The sequence below is a fragment of the Pseudoalteromonas sp. S16_S37 genome (assembly GCF_014694405.1).
Lineage (GTDB): Bacteria > Pseudomonadota > Gammaproteobacteria > Enterobacterales > Alteromonadaceae > Pseudoalteromonas.
In genome coordinates this window covers 1-16,529 of sequence record NZ_JAAUWV010000005.1, presented here as the reverse complement: position 1 = coordinate 16,529, position 16,529 = coordinate 1, and the positions used below count along the sequence as shown (strand labels likewise).

At 41.8% G+C, this 16,529-nt stretch carries 12 protein-coding genes and 1 rRNA gene; all 13 read left to right on the top strand.

The window, feature by feature from the left end; translation table 11 throughout:
• The first annotated feature begins 145 nt into the window (after positions 1–145).
• Positions 146–2,272, top strand: coding sequence for a polyribonucleotide nucleotidyltransferase (gene pnp / locus HC733_RS04085; protein WP_190363779.1), 2,127 nt, complete (start codon positions 146–148; stop codon positions 2,270–2,272).
• Positions 2,273–2,376: 104 nt separating this feature from the next.
• Positions 2,377–3,255 (top strand): lipoprotein NlpI, encoded by an 879-nt coding sequence (gene nlpI / locus HC733_RS04080; RefSeq protein ID WP_190363778.1) that lies wholly within the window; start codon positions 2,377–2,379, stop codon positions 3,253–3,255.
• Between the two features lie 31 nt (positions 3,256–3,286).
• Positions 3,287–4,405, top strand: a complete 1,119-nt coding sequence (locus tag HC733_RS04075) for a hypothetical protein (protein ID WP_190363777.1) — start codon at positions 3,287–3,289, stop codon at positions 4,403–4,405.
• A gap of 224 nt (positions 4,406–4,629) precedes the next feature.
• On the top strand, positions 4,630–7,422 hold the full coding sequence (locus HC733_RS04070) for a monovalent cation/H+ antiporter subunit A (RefSeq protein WP_190363776.1): 2,793 nt from the start codon (positions 4,630–4,632) through the stop codon (positions 7,420–7,422).
• A complete protein-coding gene (locus tag HC733_RS04065) occupies positions 7,422–7,772 on the top strand; it encodes a Na+/H+ antiporter subunit C (RefSeq protein ID WP_190363775.1) in 351 nt (116 codons plus the stop codon). Before HC733_RS04070 ends, HC733_RS04065 begins: the two co-directional genes overlap by 1 nt.
• The gene (locus tag HC733_RS04060; RefSeq protein WP_190363774.1) at positions 7,769–9,289 is read left to right on the top strand and encodes a monovalent cation/H+ antiporter subunit D; all 1,521 of its coding nucleotides are present in this window, start codon (positions 7,769–7,771) and stop codon (positions 9,287–9,289) included. The genes HC733_RS04065 and HC733_RS04060 overlap by 4 nt, the downstream gene beginning before the upstream one ends.
• Positions 9,289–9,825: a Na+/H+ antiporter subunit E gene (locus HC733_RS04055; RefSeq protein WP_190363773.1), complete on the top strand. Its 537-nt coding sequence runs from the start codon at positions 9,289–9,291 to the stop codon at positions 9,823–9,825. The genes HC733_RS04060 and HC733_RS04055 overlap by 1 nt, the downstream gene beginning before the upstream one ends.
• Positions 9,819–10,088, top strand: a complete 270-nt coding sequence (locus tag HC733_RS04050) for a K+/H+ antiporter subunit F (protein ID WP_070984038.1) — start codon at positions 9,819–9,821, stop codon at positions 10,086–10,088. Before HC733_RS04055 ends, HC733_RS04050 begins: the two co-directional genes overlap by 7 nt.
• Before the next feature lie 9 nt (positions 10,089–10,097).
• Complete coding sequence (locus HC733_RS04045) at positions 10,098–10,430, top strand: Na+/H+ antiporter subunit G (protein ID WP_190363772.1); 333 nt, start codon at positions 10,098–10,100, stop codon at positions 10,428–10,430.
• A 270-nt stretch (positions 10,431–10,700) separates the two neighbouring features.
• Positions 10,701–12,803 carry a methyl-accepting chemotaxis protein gene (locus tag HC733_RS04040; RefSeq protein WP_190363771.1) on the top strand — a complete coding sequence of 701 codons (2,103 nt, stop codon included), beginning with the start codon at positions 10,701–10,703 and terminating at the stop codon, positions 12,801–12,803.
• Between the two features lie 140 nt (positions 12,804–12,943).
• Positions 12,944–14,860: a DNA topoisomerase III gene (locus HC733_RS04035; RefSeq protein ID WP_190363770.1), complete on the top strand. Its 1,917-nt coding sequence runs from the start codon at positions 12,944–12,946 to the stop codon at positions 14,858–14,860.
• A 67-nt stretch (positions 14,861–14,927) separates the two neighbouring features.
• Positions 14,928–15,785, top strand: a complete 858-nt coding sequence (locus HC733_RS04030; protein ID WP_190363769.1) for a tetratricopeptide repeat protein — start codon at positions 14,928–14,930, stop codon at positions 15,783–15,785.
• A gap of 635 nt (positions 15,786–16,420) precedes the next feature.
• Positions 16,421–16,529: ribosomal RNA gene (locus tag HC733_RS04025) — 16S ribosomal RNA — on the top strand; the annotation flags it as partial.

Sequence of the window (16,529 nt, the reverse complement as noted above, 5' to 3'; positions counted from 1 at the left end):
AAGTATACTAAGCTACTTCGGCATAGGGCCGAAATTACGCCGACTTCATTTGCCAATTGTAGTGCTTAAGGTGATTCAAGAGTCGCCTTAAGACTGTGATTGGTAGTTGTTGGCGTTTATATTTTGTTTTTTGAAGGAAATATTTGTGCAAGCAATTATTAAAGAATTTCAACTAGGTCAACATACTGTGACTCTAGAAACAGGTGCAATCGCTCGTCAAGCAGACGGCGCTGTACTAGCTAGCATTGGCGATACATCAGTACTTGTGACTGTAGTTGGTAAGCGTGATGCAGTACCAGGTCAAGACTTCTTCCCACTAACGGTAAACTATCAAGAGCGTATGTACGCTGCAGGTCGTATTCCTGGTGGTTTCTTAAAGCGTGAAGGTCGTCCAAACGATGGCGAAACACTTATCGCACGTCTTATTGACCGCCCAATCCGTCCTTTATTCCCTGATGGTTTCGTAAACGAAGTACAAGTTATCGCGACAGTTGTTTCAGTGAACCCTGAAATCCAACCAGATATGGTAGCTATGATCGGTACTTCGGCTGCGCTTGCTATCTCAGGTATTCCATTTAATGGTCCTATTGGTGCAGCTCGCGTAGGTTACATCGATGGTCAATACGTACTTAACCCAACGCTTAAAGAGCTTGAAGAAAGTAAACTAGACCTAGTTGTAGCTGGTACAGGAAACGCTGTACTTATGGTTGAGTCAGAAGCTCAAGTGCTTTCTGAAGAAGAAATGTTAGGTGCGGTTGTATACGGTCACGAGCAATCTCAAGCAATCATCAAAGCGGTTGAAGAGTTTAAGGCACAAGCCGGTAAGCCTACATGGGAATGGTCTGCGCCAGAGAAAAACGTGTCACTTGCAGATAAGATTGCAGAACTTGCATCTGATAAAGTCGGCGAAGCTTACCGCATTACTGACAAAGTGGCGCGTAAAAAAGAACTAACAGTTGCAAAAGAAGCGGTAGTTGCAGCTTTAACAGCTGAGCTTGCTGAAGGCGAAGTACTTGATACACAAGAAGTGTCAAAGCTATTTGGTTCATTAGAGAAGAAAATCGTACGTGGTCGCATCATCGCAGGTGAGAAGCGTATCGATGGCCGTGAACGAGACATGGTTCGTGCATTAGATGTGATGACGGGTGTATTGCCACGTACTCACGGCTCAGCTATCTTCACTCGTGGTGAGACGCAGGCTCTAGTTACCGCTACATTAGGTACTGAACGCGATTCACAAATGATCGATGACTTAACAGGTACTCATAAGAACCACTTTATGTTGAACTATAACTTCCCTCCTTACTGTGTAGGTGAGACGGGCTTTATTGGTTCTCCTAAGCGTCGTGAAATCGGTCACGGTAACCTTGCTAAGCGTGGTGTTCAAGCGGTATTGCCTACTTTGGCAGAATTCCCGTACTCAATTCGTGTTGTGTCTGAAATCACAGAATCAAATGGTTCATCGTCAATGGCTTCAGTATGTGGTACGTCATTAGCGCTTATGAACGCAGGTGTTCCTATCAAAGCGTCTGTAGCAGGTATTGCTATGGGTCTTGTTAAAGAAGATGAGAACTTTGTGGTTCTTTCAGATATCTTAGGTGATGAAGATCACTTAGGTGATATGGACTTTAAAGTAGCAGGTACAAGCGAAGGTGTGACTGCACTTCAAATGGATATCAAAATTGAAGGTATCAACAAAGAAATCATGCAGATTGCGCTTAAGCAAGCAAAAGCTGCACGTTTACACATCCTTTCTGTAATGGATGAAGCTATCTCAGCACCATCTGAAGAGCTATCAGAATTTGCTCCTCGTATTTACACGATGAACATTCCACCGAAGAAAATCGCGGAAGTTATTGGTAAAGGCGGTGCAACTATTCGTCAGTTAACTGAAGAAACTGGCACAACAATTGAGATCGAAGACGACGGTACAATTAAGATCGCTGCAACTGACGGCATGAGTGCTAAAGATGCGATTGCACGCATTGAAGCTCTAACAGCCGAGCTTGAAGTAGGTACTATCTACAATGGTAAAGTTGTACGTATCGTTGATTTTGGTGCATTTGTAAATGTGCTACCAGGTAAAGATGGCTTAGTACACATTTCTCAGATCAGTGCTGAGCGCGTTAATAACGTGGCAGATCACTTAACGGTAGGTCAAGAAGTTAAAGTTAAAGTACTTGAAGTTGACCGTCAGGGCCGTGTGCGCTTGAGCATTAAAGAAGCACAAGAACAGTCTGCAGAGCAAGCGCCTGAAGCGCCAGCAGAATAACATTGTGTGAATAAACCAAGTTAGTAACGAAAGGGGGCTGTATGGCCCCCTTTTTTGTGTTTTAATGACCCTAACCGCGCAGTTAAGCGACAATTAGGAAGGATATGACGTTAAAATCCATATTTATTTTACCCTTAGTGATACTGGGGTTGACTGGCTGCCAATCTAGCCCAAACACCAATGTACAGCATGTTGTGAATGTGCCTTTAAGCATACCTTTGGCTGCCAATTTTAGAAATGAGATTGCCATTGCTCGCTATTCAGAGTTGTTGAATGCAAGTGACTTGCAGGAAGAGCAAAAAGCTCAGTTGTATTATAACCGTGGTATGTTGTACGACAGCTTAGGTTTAAGCACCTTGGCACGTATTGATTTTAATCGCGCAGTGAAAATGAAACCAGACTTGGCAGAAGTGTATAATTTTTTGGGTATCCATCACACGCTTTCTCAAGAGTACGGTCAAGCCTACGAAATGTTTGATACAGTTTTAGAGTTAAACGAAGAACATGAATATGCTTACTTAAATCGCGGTATTGCGCTTTACTATGGGGAGCGTCCTCGTTTAGCAAGTCAGGACTTTTCCGCGTTCTTAGCGCGCTCCCCCCAAGATGCTTATCGTGTGATGTGGCTATATTTAGCGCAATCGCAGGTTAATAAGCAGCTGGCGGATAGGCAACTCAAAGAAAATAGCCAAGCTTTGAACTACGAAGAATGGGCAAGCCAGCTGGTTCAACTCTACCTTGGTGAAATAACTGAAGGGCAATTCCTGTCGCAACTCGGGGAAGGGGTGTCAAGTCAGCAAGAATACGCCGAGAGGCTATGTGAAGCTTATTTTTACCTTGCTAAATCGTACCAAGCTAGAGGTGAGCAGCAAGTAGCTATCGACTTTTTTAAGTTGGTGCTTGCTACTAATGTTTATGAATTTGTTGAGCATAAATACGCTCGTTTAGAACTGGATTTACTAGCAGCTGATGAGGCCGGTTAAGTACTTTGTAATTAGCTGTTTTTTGCTATTGATGATGGTACAAAGCCATCATCAACCGCGTTTAAATGAACAATCTGCGCGCAATGCGTTGTTGATACAAACCCCACAAGTTTATTACTTGATAGAAAGTAGAATAAACCTATCCACACTGCCTACAAATGTTATACGCGCTCTGCTGGTTTTAGATGATGCCAAAGTTAAGTTTGAATGGGCAATACGACTTACTAAACGACAGCGCTTTGATGAGAGTAGATTGTATTGGCAAAAATATTATCTCGATGCAATGGAGCAGCAACGCGAGCGTCTAGCGCAAGCGTTTGTAAAGCATGATGCGTTTGATGAGCTGCAAAGAATACAAGATATGTACTCTCTACCCAGACACTTATCAGTGTTACTGGATAGTGAGCGAGGCACTTTGCCGCAAGCTCTTCCTCGAGAGTCATTGACAAGATGGGGGCTTAACATTTTAACTGATGAAGTGCAGTTTTCAGGGCTATGTAAGAACCGCGTGCTATTGGTAAGTGATCACTATAGAGGCGTGATTAAACTCAATGCTTTAAAGGCGCAATATCTAAAAAAACCAGAGCCAGAAGAAAATAGCTACTGTTTTACAGAGGTATTTTATATTGGCGACATTATGGCATGTGAAATAGAGCCGACACAGTTTGCCAGATGTAATGCCGATGGTTTGATAGAGCAGTATAAGGCGTTTTTGGGTAATATCGACTATGTCATTGTCATGACCAAAAGTGGGCTTGCAAACGTAACTAACGGCATGATGACGTTGACTTTAAGTAGCGATTATCAAGTATTTTTGCATGAACTAATGCATTTTAGCGGGTTTGAAGATGAGTATGCAGTCGCACCTGAAAAAGCTCAGTGGTTATGTCAAAGGGAGGGGCATTACGCCCCAAACTTGATTGTTGCGCAATCTCCCCCAGTTCAGGGGTGGTATGAAAGCAAAACGTGTAGAGATGGAGCGCTTACTGCCTACAAACCGAGTGAACATTGGAGCATTATGCAGTACCAAGAGCTACCTTTATCGCATAAATATCGACAGCTTTGGCAAAATGCTATTAACTCAAGGCGTTACCAGTTACCTATATTTTTTAACTGGAAAACAAATCCAAAAAGGGGCGACGTTGAATGAGAGTGCAAGCGAGATATGAATTTAATCTGAATTGTTTGTTAAAGTTGTCTAAAATGACATCAGCCAGACTGTATAACTATAGACAACTCAAACACTAATACAGTATAACTGGGAGAGTTTTGTGTGCTCAAAGTATGTAATTTAGAATGACTAAAATCATGTTAGAGTGCAACCAATCAGTGTATGTCGTGTGCTTACGACGCTGAAACAAAAAGGTTTAATCTATGACTTTGCTTTGGATACCCTTGTTATCCTTTATCGGCAGTATTTTTTCTTCACTTTTGGGCAATTTGTCACGCAATAAATCAACCGCGTTGACTCTGCTTGCCCCTCTTGTAGCACTTGCGTTAGCGATTTATCTATCTCCTGCGGTATTTGCTGGCGATACAATAAGAGAAAGTACTACTTGGATCCCGCTGTTGGGTCTGGAAATTGCCTTTCGTTTAGATGGGCTCGCTTTGCTATTTGTATTTATGATACTTGGCATTGGTATTTTAGTGATTTTCTATGCTCGTTATTATTTGAGTGAGAAAGACTCTATGCCGAAGCTCTATTCATACTTGATGTTATTTATGACGGCAATGCTTGGCATTGTGATGTCAAACAATGTGCTTCAGTTATGGCTATTTTGGGAGCTTACCAGTATTAGCTCATTCTTACTGATCAGCTACTGGGGCCATAAATCGGAAGCGCGAAAAGGTGCTCGTATGGCATTGGCTGTGACGGGGGCCGGTGGTTTGGCTCTGTTGGCTGGCTTATTGATACTAGGCAATGTGGTGGGAAGCTATAACCTAGATGTTATATTACAAAGTAAAGCACTAATTCAGGCTCATGACTTGTATGAAGTCATTTTAGTCTTAGTTTTACTTGGTGCTTTCACTAAATCAGCACAGTTTCCTTTTCATTTTTGGCTACCTCACGCGATGGCTGCACCAACTCCGGTAAGTGCTTATTTACACTCCGCAACTATGGTAAAAGCGGGGATATTTTTGCTTGCTCGTTTTTACCCAGCACTTGCAGGAACCGACTTATGGTTTGTACTGGTCGGTTTAACGGGATTAACAACACTATTGTTTGCCGCTTATGTCGCTTTATTTAAACATGATTTAAAAGGTTTATTAGCTTACTCAACGATTAGCCATTTGGGCTTGATTACTTTGTTACTGGGACTTGATACCGAACTTGCTACGGTTGCCGCTATTTTTCACATAATAAACCACGCAACTTTTAAGGCGTCGCTGTTTATGGCAACTGGTATCATTGATCATGAAACTGGTACGAGAGATATGCGAAAGTTAAACGGCATGTGGCGATTTATGCCTTATACAGCAACTCTCGCGATGGTAGCGGCTGCCGCAATGGCCGGCGTACCATTGCTTAATGGTTTCTTATCAAAAGAAATGTTTTTTGCGGAAACCCTGTATCAGCAGCTGCTTGGTTCTATGTCTTGGTTGATCCCCGTATTAGCAACTATCGCAGGTGCCTTCTCTGTGGCTTATTCAGCAAGGTTTATCCATGATGTATTCTTTAACGGTGACCCTATTGGATTGCCCAAAGAGCCTCATGAGCCTCCAAGATATATGCGTGTTCCTATCGAGATCCTAGTGGCAATATGCTTAGTCGTTGGGATGTTCCCGAATTTAGTTATTGATGGAATCCTCAATGCGGCGTCGTCAGCCGTATTAGGGACGCAACCACCGGAATTTCAGATATCTATTTGGCACGGATTTAATTTACCTTTGCTAATGAGTGGGATTGCGGTGTGTGGTGGCTTATTTATTTACACCCAGCGACGCTATTTATTTCAATTTCAGGCTTCATTGCCACCGTTGAATGCTAAAAAAGTGTTTGATAACACGGTGTATGGCATAGTGAAGTGGAGTCAACACAAAATAACAGCGATAGAAAATGGATCATTGCAGCGTTATCTGATGCTGATGTTTATTGTAGTGCTTATCAGTGCTGGGTGGCCGTTGTTTGAAATGGCCCAACTAGTGGGGGGTAAAAAACCGACGGAAGTTGATATTCACAATGGTATTGGCGCAGCACTTTTGATGATAGGTGCGATTGGTACTGTGATTTGGCACCATATGCGTATGGTCTCATTGTTGATGTTATCAGTGGTAGGTCTGATGGTATCGGTTGCCTTTACGCGTTTCTCGGCGCCAGATTTAGCACTGACACAGTTGACCGTTGAGGTAGTGACTATCATCTTACTGATGTTAGCGCTATTTTTCTTACCACAAAGAACACCGAAGGAATCTAGTTCAATCAGAGTGTTGCGTGACATTGGTATTTCGTCTGCTATTGGTGTGGTTGTAGGTAGTATCTGTTATGCGATGATAACAAGACCACTGAATTCAATTTCGGAATTCTTTATAGCAAATGCAAAAACTGGTGGCGGTGGTACTAATGTGGTGAACGTGATCTTAGTCGACTTCCGTGGTTTTGATACGCTTGGCGAAATAACAGTTCTGGGTATCGCTGCACTGGGTATTTATAAGTTACTTATTAACTTGCCATTGTTTATGCCTGCAAGCGATAGCGAAGGGCGTCCATGGGCGAAAGAACGTTACCCATTGCTCCTTGCAAGTATTTCACAAAGTTTACTACCACTGGCATTGCTGGTTTCATTTTATATTTTCTTACGTGGTCATAATCTTCCTGGTGGTGGTTTTATCGCCGGTTTGGTAACGGCAATCGCTTTTATTTTGCAATACATAGCGCATGGTTCTCACTGGATAGCTGAGCGACTAACGATAAACTATCGTAAAATTATTGCCTTTGGCATTGCCATTGCTCTGCTAACAGGTGTCGGTAGCTGGATATTCGATAGACCATTCTTAACATCGTGGTTTGACTATTTTGATATACCTGTCATAGGCAAAATTGAATTGGCTAGTGCATTGGTATTTGATTTAGGCGTTTATATAACGGTTGTTGGTGCAACATTAATGATATTAGCGAGTTTGGGTAAAGTAACCGCAGATGCGCCAAAAGAAGAGGTAAACTTTTAATGGAATTGTTATATGCATCTTGTGTTGGGTTGTTAGTAACCTGCGGCGTGTTTTTAATCTTGCGTGCAAGAACGTTCCCAGTGGTACTTGGTTTAACTATGTTGTCTTATGCAGTTAATCTATTCTTGTTTTCATCAGGTAGATTGGCGCTAAATAAGGCTGCAGTTCTTGGTTACTCAAATGAATATGCTGATCCGTTGCCGCAAGCTTTGGTGCTTACTGCAATCGTAATTGGATTTGCAATGACGGCATTCGTAGTGATATTGGCTATTCGTGGTCGTGCAGACTTGGGCAACGATCATGTTAATGGGCAAGAGACAGTTAAAAATAACAAAAAGGGTAAAGCATGATCCAGCATTTGACGTCTTTACCAATTCTTCTGCCAATGCTGGCAGGGGTTGTTCTACTTTTACCGCCATGTGGTAAAAGCTTGCCAATCAGAAGAATTGCATCTGTTGTTTTCTCAGCAATCACGCTTATCGCATCACTTGCGTTAATGGCAAAAGTCACATCTAGTGGCGCTCAGGTATATGCGATAGGTAATTGGTCAGCACCATTTGGTATTGTTCTGGTTGCTGACCCATTGTCGGTTTTACTAGTGAGTCTCACGTCTTTTCTAGGCATGGCCTGTGCGCTTTATGCATGTGCTGGTGATGATGGAAAAGGCGCATTTTTTCATCCATTACTGCAATTTTTACTGCTAGGTGTAAACGGCGCGTTTTTGACCGGTGACATGTTTAACTTGTTTGTATTTTTTGAAGTGCTGTTGATAGCATCGTACGCTTTGTTAATGCATGGGGGAGATAAACATAACACGCGCGCTGCATTGCAGTATGTGATTATGAACCTAGTGGGCTCTGCTGTTTTCTTGATAGCGCTAGGTACACTCTATGGAGTACTAGGCACACTTAATATGGCAGATATGGCTAATAAAGTGACTACTTTACAAGGTGACGACATTTATTTGGCCAAAATTGGCGGTTTATTATTATTGGTTGTTTTTGCCCTTAAAGGGGCGTTGTTGCCACTTCATCTTTGGTTGCCTAACACCTACGCAACGGCTATGCCTGTGGTTGCTGCGTTGTTTGCGATTATGACTAAAGTGGGTGTTTACTCAATGATGCGGGTATATACCCTCGTGTTTGGTGAACATGCTGGTGAGTTAAGCCTTATGGCTCAAAACTGGTTATGGTGGCTCGCCATAGCCACTATTTTTGTGGGTTCAATTGGAGTTTTGGCAAGTCAGGACTTACGAAAATTAACTGCAAATCTGGTTATTGTATCTGTTGGTACTTTGGTTGCGCTTGTGGCAGTACAGTCAATCCAGGCCAGTGCCGCTGCGATATACTATCTAGTTCACTCAACTTTGGTGAGCGCTGCATTATTTTTACTTGCTGATCTTATTGCCCGCCAAAGAGGTAAGGTGAGCGATAGGATCACCGCGGGCCGACCGGTCGCACAACCACTGTTACTGGGGGGAGGCTTTTTAATAGCTGCTATTACAGTTATTGGTATGCCCCCTCTATCAGGTTTTGTAGCAAAGATTTGGTTATTAAGAGCGACTTATGAAACCGATCAGGCGATTGTATTTTGGCCTGTGTATCTGCTAGCCAGTCTTGCAGTTTTGCTGTCACTGTCAAAAACGGGTAGTACGTTATTTTGGCATAATACAACGGCGAAAACGGCCGATGCTGCTGAGCAGAACCAGGTTCACCCAGCGCAATATTGTGCGTTAGCGATGTTGCTTATTGCATCTCCTGTAATGGTCATATTTGCTGGCCCTTTAACTGAATATACGTTGATGACTGCAACTGAGCTGCATAATTTTGCAAATAACCTCAGTGTTGTTTTAGAAGGAGCACAGTAATGCGCTTAGATGCTCGTTTTTCTTGGCTACCTACTCCGTTTAGAAGCCTTATGTTGTTTTTCGTATGGTTGCTGCTTAACAATAGTGTATCTGCAGGGCATATTTTGCTTGGCTTGATATTAGCGATTGTGATCCCTTTAGTAACTCAACCGTTTCGTACAAAACAACCCTTGATATTAAAGCCAGGCTTAGCAATACGTCATCTGCTGTTGGTTTTGTATGACATAATTACCGCGAATGTCCAAGTTGCTCTGTTGATTTTAGGCCCAACAAAAAGGTTAAACCCTGGTTTTATTAAGGTGCCATTAGACTTATCTCATAGTATGCCTATTACGATTTTGGCCAGCACCGTATCTTTGACACCGGGAACGGTTAGTGCTGAAGTTTATCCTTGGCTAGAGTCTTTACCTGATGGCGATAAACCAAAGCAACGCTACTTGTTAATCCATGTTCTGAACTTAGAAGATGAAGAAAAGCTGGTTAAAACCATTAAGCAACGTTATGAAGCGCCGCTTAAGGAGATTTTTCAATGCTAGAGACTGTAATTTTGATTGTGTTTGCGATGATAGGTTTATCATTGTTGCTAAATTTATGGCGCTTAGTGGTGGGTCCGTCGGTGCCTGATCGCATTTTGGCGCTTGATACCATGTACATTAATAGCATTGCGTTAATCATTTTATATGGTATGAGCATGGGGACTGGTTTGTATTTTGAAGCCGCATTATTGATTGCCATGTTAGGATTTGTAAGTACCGTTGCTGTATGCAAGTACTTGCTGCGTGGCGATATAATCGAATAAGGGGGTAGTATGTCTGAATGGATAATTTCAATATTATTACTGATAGGCGGCTTTTTTGTGCTAGTAGGGTCAATAGGTTTAGTAAAAATGCCCGATTTTTTTATGCGCTTACATGGGCCTACAAAGGCTACAACATTAGGCATGGCCAGCTTATTAACAGCGGCAATGATTTACTTCAGCCAGCTTCAAGATGGTGTTAGTGCCAAAGAAATATTGATTTCAATTTTCTTGTTATTGACCGCTCCTATCAGTGGTTACATGCTGATCAAATCGGCAATTCATCATAAGCTCAAAAGCATCGAACGCACTTCTGGGAAAGATAAGATAGAAGATGACGTGTAATATCTCACACCAAACAAAAAAAGGTACGATCGTTAGTCGTACCTTTTTTTGTTTTACTCAATGTACGGACTTGCACATTAGTGTGCTTTATGTTGTGCTGTGTAATAAGAGTAAAATCAAAAAGTTGTCTAATAACCTGATCTCATTCAAATCATGGTAAGTCTCGTTTTGAACTTTCCAATGTGCAAGCTTGGCAGAGACAAATTTGACCTGTTTAAATTGACGTACTTTCGCCAAGCTGGTTGTTTGCATTTATAAAGAAGGAAACTCATGAATCACACATCTATAAAAAGCAAGCTACTTGTATTTGTCGGTGCTTTACTGACCTCTTTAGTTATGTTGCTCACGTTATATATGTGGCTTAATTTAGGCGCGCAAAATGAGAAACAAAATAAGCAAGTACAGAGCGCGATATATGATGAGGCACAACGTAGTCTAATAGCTCAAGGAAGCTTTTATGCACAGCGGGTCGCTGGATTTATAAATGAGGCTTACAGGGTGCCTTATACGTTTGCTGGAGTGTTAAATAATAGCGCACAAACTCAGCCTCTATCTCGTGATGTGGTACAAAGAGCAGTTGCGGGCGCATTACAGCAAAATAAGTTTGTCTCTTCTATGTATGCACAATTTGAGGCAAACGGGTATGACAACCTAGATGCTCAATACAGAGCAGGAGCGAGTCACTCTGTCTCTGGTGATGGTACTTTAGAGATCTACTTTACGCGAGATTCATCGGGAATAAATCAGCAAAAGGTTGCCGCAGCTGCTGACAAATACTTAGCAGCTAGAAATGAGTTTGGTCTTAGAGAAGCTGAGTGGTATTTGTGTGCGCGCGATAAAAATAAACCCTGCATAATGGAGCCCTACTTGTATGATGGCACATTGATGACTTCATTGACGGTGCCTGTGCAAGCAAATGGACGCTTCGTTGGCTTAGTGGGAGTAGATGTTAATCTACCAATTTTTCAGGAACAAGTGGAAGAACTATCTAGCTCCTTGTACCAAGGGGCAGCCAAGGTAACTTTGCTTAGCGAACTAGGCTTGGTTGTTGGCTCTAGTCATTACGCCAAGCTGGCAAGACCATTAAAGGAGTCTATGTCAGCCTCAAGAGCGCAAAGGCTGTTAGGGCTGCACAGCTCCAAGGACGTTGTTGAAATTGGCGACGATATCGCAGTTGCAGTGCCTATTGATATTGAGTTGGCAAATACTACTTGGTCTTTACTGATTGAGGTACCTAAAGACGTAGTGCTTGAGCGTGCCACCTCTTTAGCCAGTGAGCTTGAAAAGTCGGCTAACTCGTTAAGCCAAACCATGTTAGTCGTTGGTGTTGTTATTGCATTAATTGGAATAGCGATAGCGGTGGTTTTGATAAATACCATCATAAAACCTTTGACGCATATTCAGCAGCGTATAGAAAACTTAGCCAGTAGCGAAGGTGACCTTACGCATGAATTGGAAGTCAGTCATCATGGAGAATTAATCGCGCTCGCCAAAGGCTTTAATTCATTTACGCATAAGCTGCGCAACATGATTGACGATTTGAAGAAGCTTGCAGAGCAATCTTACCAACAGTCATTTGAAACCACAGAATTAGCTATTAACATCAAAAATAAAGTAGCAAATCAGCATAACGAAATTGATAGTGTTGTGGCTGCCATTAACGAGCTGAGCGCTACGGCATCTGAAGTTGCTCGCTCATCTGAACAAGCTGCTCATAGCGTGAATGAAGCAGCTAACCAAGTAAAAATGAGTGAGTCGAGTATTGTAAAAACCACACATACGGTACAAAAAATGGCGTCTCAAGTTTCAGACGCAAAGCAAGCTATCACAAAAGTAGTTGAGCGTAGTGCAGATATTTCACAGATATTAGATGTGATCAGAGCGATTGCCGAGCAAACCAATCTACTTGCACTTAACGCGGCAATTGAAGCCGCGCGGGCTGGCGAGCAAGGAAGAGGCTTTGCGGTGGTCGCTGATGAAGTTCGGGCTTTAGCTTCTAAAACGCATGACTCAACCAACGATATCAGTAAGTTGATAGATAATTTAACTCACGAAGTTCATCAGTCAGAAAACATCATTGAAAACTCAGTTGCTCAAGGTGAACAGGCTGTGTCTTACTGTAAAGAATCGGCCGACGCCATGGGGAGTATGGTTGCTATGCTATCTAGTATTTCTAATGAGGTTACTCAAATAGCAACCGCAGCAGAAGAGCAAAGCGTGGTCACAGAGGAAATCAATACCAACACAACGGGTATTGCTGATGCGGCGATGGAGCTTTCGCAATTAGCAGATCTCGTTGAACAGGCAGCGAGTAAAATGACACAAATAGTCGAGCAAAAGCATACTCAATTAAACCTTCTTAAAACTAGATAATTTGACTGCTGCGTGCCGAACTAGGTACGCAGCGCATAACCCCTTTATCAATAGCCAGCCAAGCATTCATACTGGAATAATTTTCTTGCTTAGCTTATTATAACTGTTTATTTATACAGTTATCAGGTTAACCCAATTCAATGAAACTATATATTGCTGAAAAACCTTCTTTAGGAAGAGCCATTGCAGAGGCGCTTCCTAAGCCACATACAAAGCAAGATGGGTTTATTGAGGCTGGTGATGGCAGTATTGTTTCTTGGTGTATTGGCCATTTGTTAGAGCAAGCTGAGCCTGAAGATTACGACTCAAAGTACAAGAAGTGGCAGTATGAAGATCTTCCGATAGTACCCTCACATTGGCAATTTAAAGCAAAAGCTAAAACTAAAAAACAACTGAGCGTATTAACAAAGTTAATTAAGCGTGCCAGCATTATTGTGCATGCAGGAGATCCAGATAGAGAAGGGCAATTACTTGTTGATGAAGTACTTCAGCATGTTGGCTTGAATTCGTCGCAAAAGCAAAATGTACAACGTTTACTTGTTAGCGACCTAAATGTTGATGCGGTTAAACGTGCTTTAGCCGCAATAAAATCTAATCAATTGTTTATACCACTTAGCGTATCAGCTTTAGCTCGAGCTAGGGCAGATTGGTTATACGGTATGAATCTTACCAGAGCTTACACATTAACAGGGCAAAAAGCGGGATATCAAGGCGTATTATCTGTGGGAAGGGTGCAGACGCCAGTGCTTGGGCTGGTTGTAAAAAGAGACAAAGAAATAGAAGAATTTGTCTCGAAACCTTTTTACGAAGTGTTTGCCCATCTGTACACCGATGAAAAGCAACCTGTGATTGCTAAGTGGCAACCCAGCGAAGCATGCCAGCCATATATGGATGAAGAAAAACGAGTGTTGGTAAAAGCGCTTGCACAAAACGTTGCGTCTCGTATTAAAGGGCAGCGTGCTGAAGTTGTTAAATTAACAAAGAAGCCAAAAACACAATCTGCACCACTGCCTTACAATTTATCTGCACTGCAGATAGACGCGAATAAACGATATGGCATGTCGGCACAGCAAGTGTTGGATGTATGCCAAGGGTTATATGAAAAGCATAAGTTGATAACCTATCCGCGCTCAGACAATCGCTATTTACCAGATGAGCACTTTTATGAAGCCGCGCAAGTTTTATCCGCAATAACCAACAACAATGGCTGTGATAAAGGCAACGTTGATAATGCCGACTTATCCATAAAATCTAAATGTTGGAACGATAAAAAAGTGGCTGCGCATCATGCAATCATACCAACAAGTAAAAAACTAAAATCAGCACAGCTTGGCCAATATGAACAGCAGATCTACGAGCTCATCAGTACCATGTATGTTGCTCAGTTTTACCCTGCCTACAGTTATAATGAAACCGTGGCTGAATTTTCAATTGCCGGTGGGACGTTTATTGCCAAAGCGAAGCAGGTAACAAATGAAGGTTTTAAAGTATTGTTTGGCAAGAAAAGGCTCAATGAGGAATCAGAATCTACCTTTTTGCCTCCGTTAGTAGAAGGACAACGGTTACTTTGTCACGATGCGCAAATACAAGAAAAGCATACTCAACCTCCACAATATTATACCGATGCGTCACTTTTGGCTGCCATGACAGGTATTAGCCGATATGTAAAAGACTCGGAAATAAAAAAAATCCTCAAAGAGACTGATGGATTAGGCACTGAAGCAACACGTGCAGGGATCATTGAATTGTTATTTAAACGGGGCTTTTTACAGCGCGAAGGTAAACTAATAAAAAGCAGTGATGTTGGCCGAACTATGATAAATATGTTACCTGAAGCTTTGACTTTACCGGATAGAACGGCGTTGTGGGAATCACATCTCGCTAAAATTGCCAACAAAGAGTGTAACTATCAAAATTTTATGGAGCCACTCGTAGCTCAAATCGGAGAAGTTATCTCAACTGCACATTTAACAAAAAATGTAAGTTTTAAGGGGCTTGCAAAGCCAAATAACAAACGCCGATTTAAAAAGCGTAGGAAAAATACCGCGAAGTCGTAGGATTAGACTTGTAATTAGTGCCTTCGCCTCAATATAAAAACAAAATACGCAAAAAATAAAGCAAAGTATGAGTAACCAAATCCAATTAACGAGCGAAAACATACAACAAGTGCTTGGTGAGCAAAATCAAGACAAGCTAATTCTATTAACCTTTTTTAGTGCTCAAAATCCTGACTGTATAGCACAGGCTTCTATATTAAGTAATTTGGCAACTAATTATGAGTCTTACATTGTTGTGGCGACAGTCGATTGTGATACTCAGCAAACACTGGCATCGCAGCTTGCACAGCAAATTGGTTTACAGGCTTTGCCTACTCTGGTGCTGCTTAAAAATGGTGCACCAGTTGATATGCTAGCAGGTCCTCAAAGTGAAGAAGAAATCAAAAAAGCATTGGCTGAACATTTGCCTAAACCTGAGTTGCTGTTGTTAGATCAAGCAAAACAAGCGCTTGCGAATGATGATTTAAATGCCGCTTTTGGCTTTGCTAAGCAAGCTTACGACTTCGACGCGAATAACACGCGAGTTAAACTGGTTTTAGCAAACATCTGTATTCAGATACAAAAGCTAGATGATGCACAAGCATTACTGAACTCTATAGTAGCAACTGAACAGGATGCGTATTTTCAAAACTTACAGGCAAAACTAGATCAGGCTAGGCAAGCACAAGAGTCTCCCGAAATAAAAATGCTGAGTGAAGCGCTTGAAGCGGAGCCTGATAATAACGATATAAAGTTAAAGTTAGCTACTGTTCTTGCTGAGGCAGGTAAAAAAGAAGATGCATTGGCACTATTGCTTAGTATTTTGCAACGCGATATGAATTTTATGTCAGCAAAGCAAGACTTCTTAGACATAATTACTTCATTGCCTGATGGTGACGCGTTGGCAGCATCCTATAGAAGAAAGCTGTATAGCCTTTTGTACTAACCTTCCATAAAATGCATACTCATTATGAGTATGCATTTTTCAAAAAATAATTTGCATCTTTGTTTTTTTCTATAATACTTAACCTCCGGCTGGGTAAAAATAATACAAAACGAAGGCTGGAAAATCACTTTTGCTACTGTTTTGCGTAGCTTTTGTTTGTTTTTTTGTTCGTTTTGGCGTTTTTTTTTAAGTTTTATCAAAAAAGTGCTTGCTTAAAAGTTTTTGCTGCCTATAATGCGCACCCACTGACACGGAGCGCTGAGCAACTTAAGCAAAGCAACAGCGAGTCAGCGTCGAGTAAAACTTAATGTTTAAACTTCTTTTGAAATCTTAAAAATTAAGTGTTGACAAAAAATAGGGAATGCTTAGAATGCACACCCCTAGCGAGATGAAGCCAAGCGCTGAATCATCGCACTGTTCTTTAAAAATATGAAGCAATCATCTGTGTGGGCACTCGTACAGATTGAGTTCTAACAGCAGAACTACTTAGGTAGGGACGCAAACAAATTTAGAGTCTCAATTGAACTGAGTGACCAACGGAAACAAGTTTACTTGTTTCAACACAGTCAATTCGATATCGAAAGATATCAAAATCAGAATTCAATGAGCACGAAACTACGGTTTCAAAAAACTTTTAATTGAAGAGTTTGATCATGGCTCAGATTGAACGCTGGCGGCAGGCCTAACACATGCAAGTCGAGCGGTAACATTTCTAGCTTGCTAGAAGATGACGAGCGGCGGACG

Bases quoted from the DNA above. Each gene is read 5' to 3' on its own strand.
- nlpI (WP_190363778.1), top strand. From the start codon at position 2,377: ATGACGTTAAAATCCATATTTATTTTACCCTTAGTGATACTGGGGTTG.
- HC733_RS04060 (WP_190363774.1), top strand. From the start codon at position 7,769: ATGATCCAGCATTTGACGTCTTTACCAATTCTTCTGCCAATGCTGGCA.
- HC733_RS04035 (WP_190363770.1), top strand. From the start codon at position 12,944: ATGAAACTATATATTGCTGAAAAACCTTCTTTAGGAAGAGCCATTGCA.
- HC733_RS04065 (WP_190363775.1), top strand. From the start codon at position 7,422: ATGGAATTGTTATATGCATCTTGTGTTGGGTTGTTAGTAACCTGCGGC.
- HC733_RS04075 (WP_190363777.1), top strand. From the start codon at position 3,287: ATGATGGTACAAAGCCATCATCAACCGCGTTTAAATGAACAATCTGCG.
- HC733_RS04040 (WP_190363771.1), top strand. From the start codon at position 10,701: ATGAATCACACATCTATAAAAAGCAAGCTACTTGTATTTGTCGGTGCT.
- HC733_RS04045 (WP_190363772.1), top strand. From the start codon at position 10,098: ATGTCTGAATGGATAATTTCAATATTATTACTGATAGGCGGCTTTTTT.
- HC733_RS04070 (WP_190363776.1), top strand. From the start codon at position 4,630: ATGACTTTGCTTTGGATACCCTTGTTATCCTTTATCGGCAGTATTTTT.
- HC733_RS04030 (WP_190363769.1), top strand. From the start codon at position 14,928: ATGAGTAACCAAATCCAATTAACGAGCGAAAACATACAACAAGTGCTT.
- HC733_RS04050 (WP_070984038.1), top strand. From the start codon at position 9,819: ATGCTAGAGACTGTAATTTTGATTGTGTTTGCGATGATAGGTTTATCA.
- HC733_RS04055 (WP_190363773.1), top strand. From the start codon at position 9,289: ATGCGCTTAGATGCTCGTTTTTCTTGGCTACCTACTCCGTTTAGAAGC.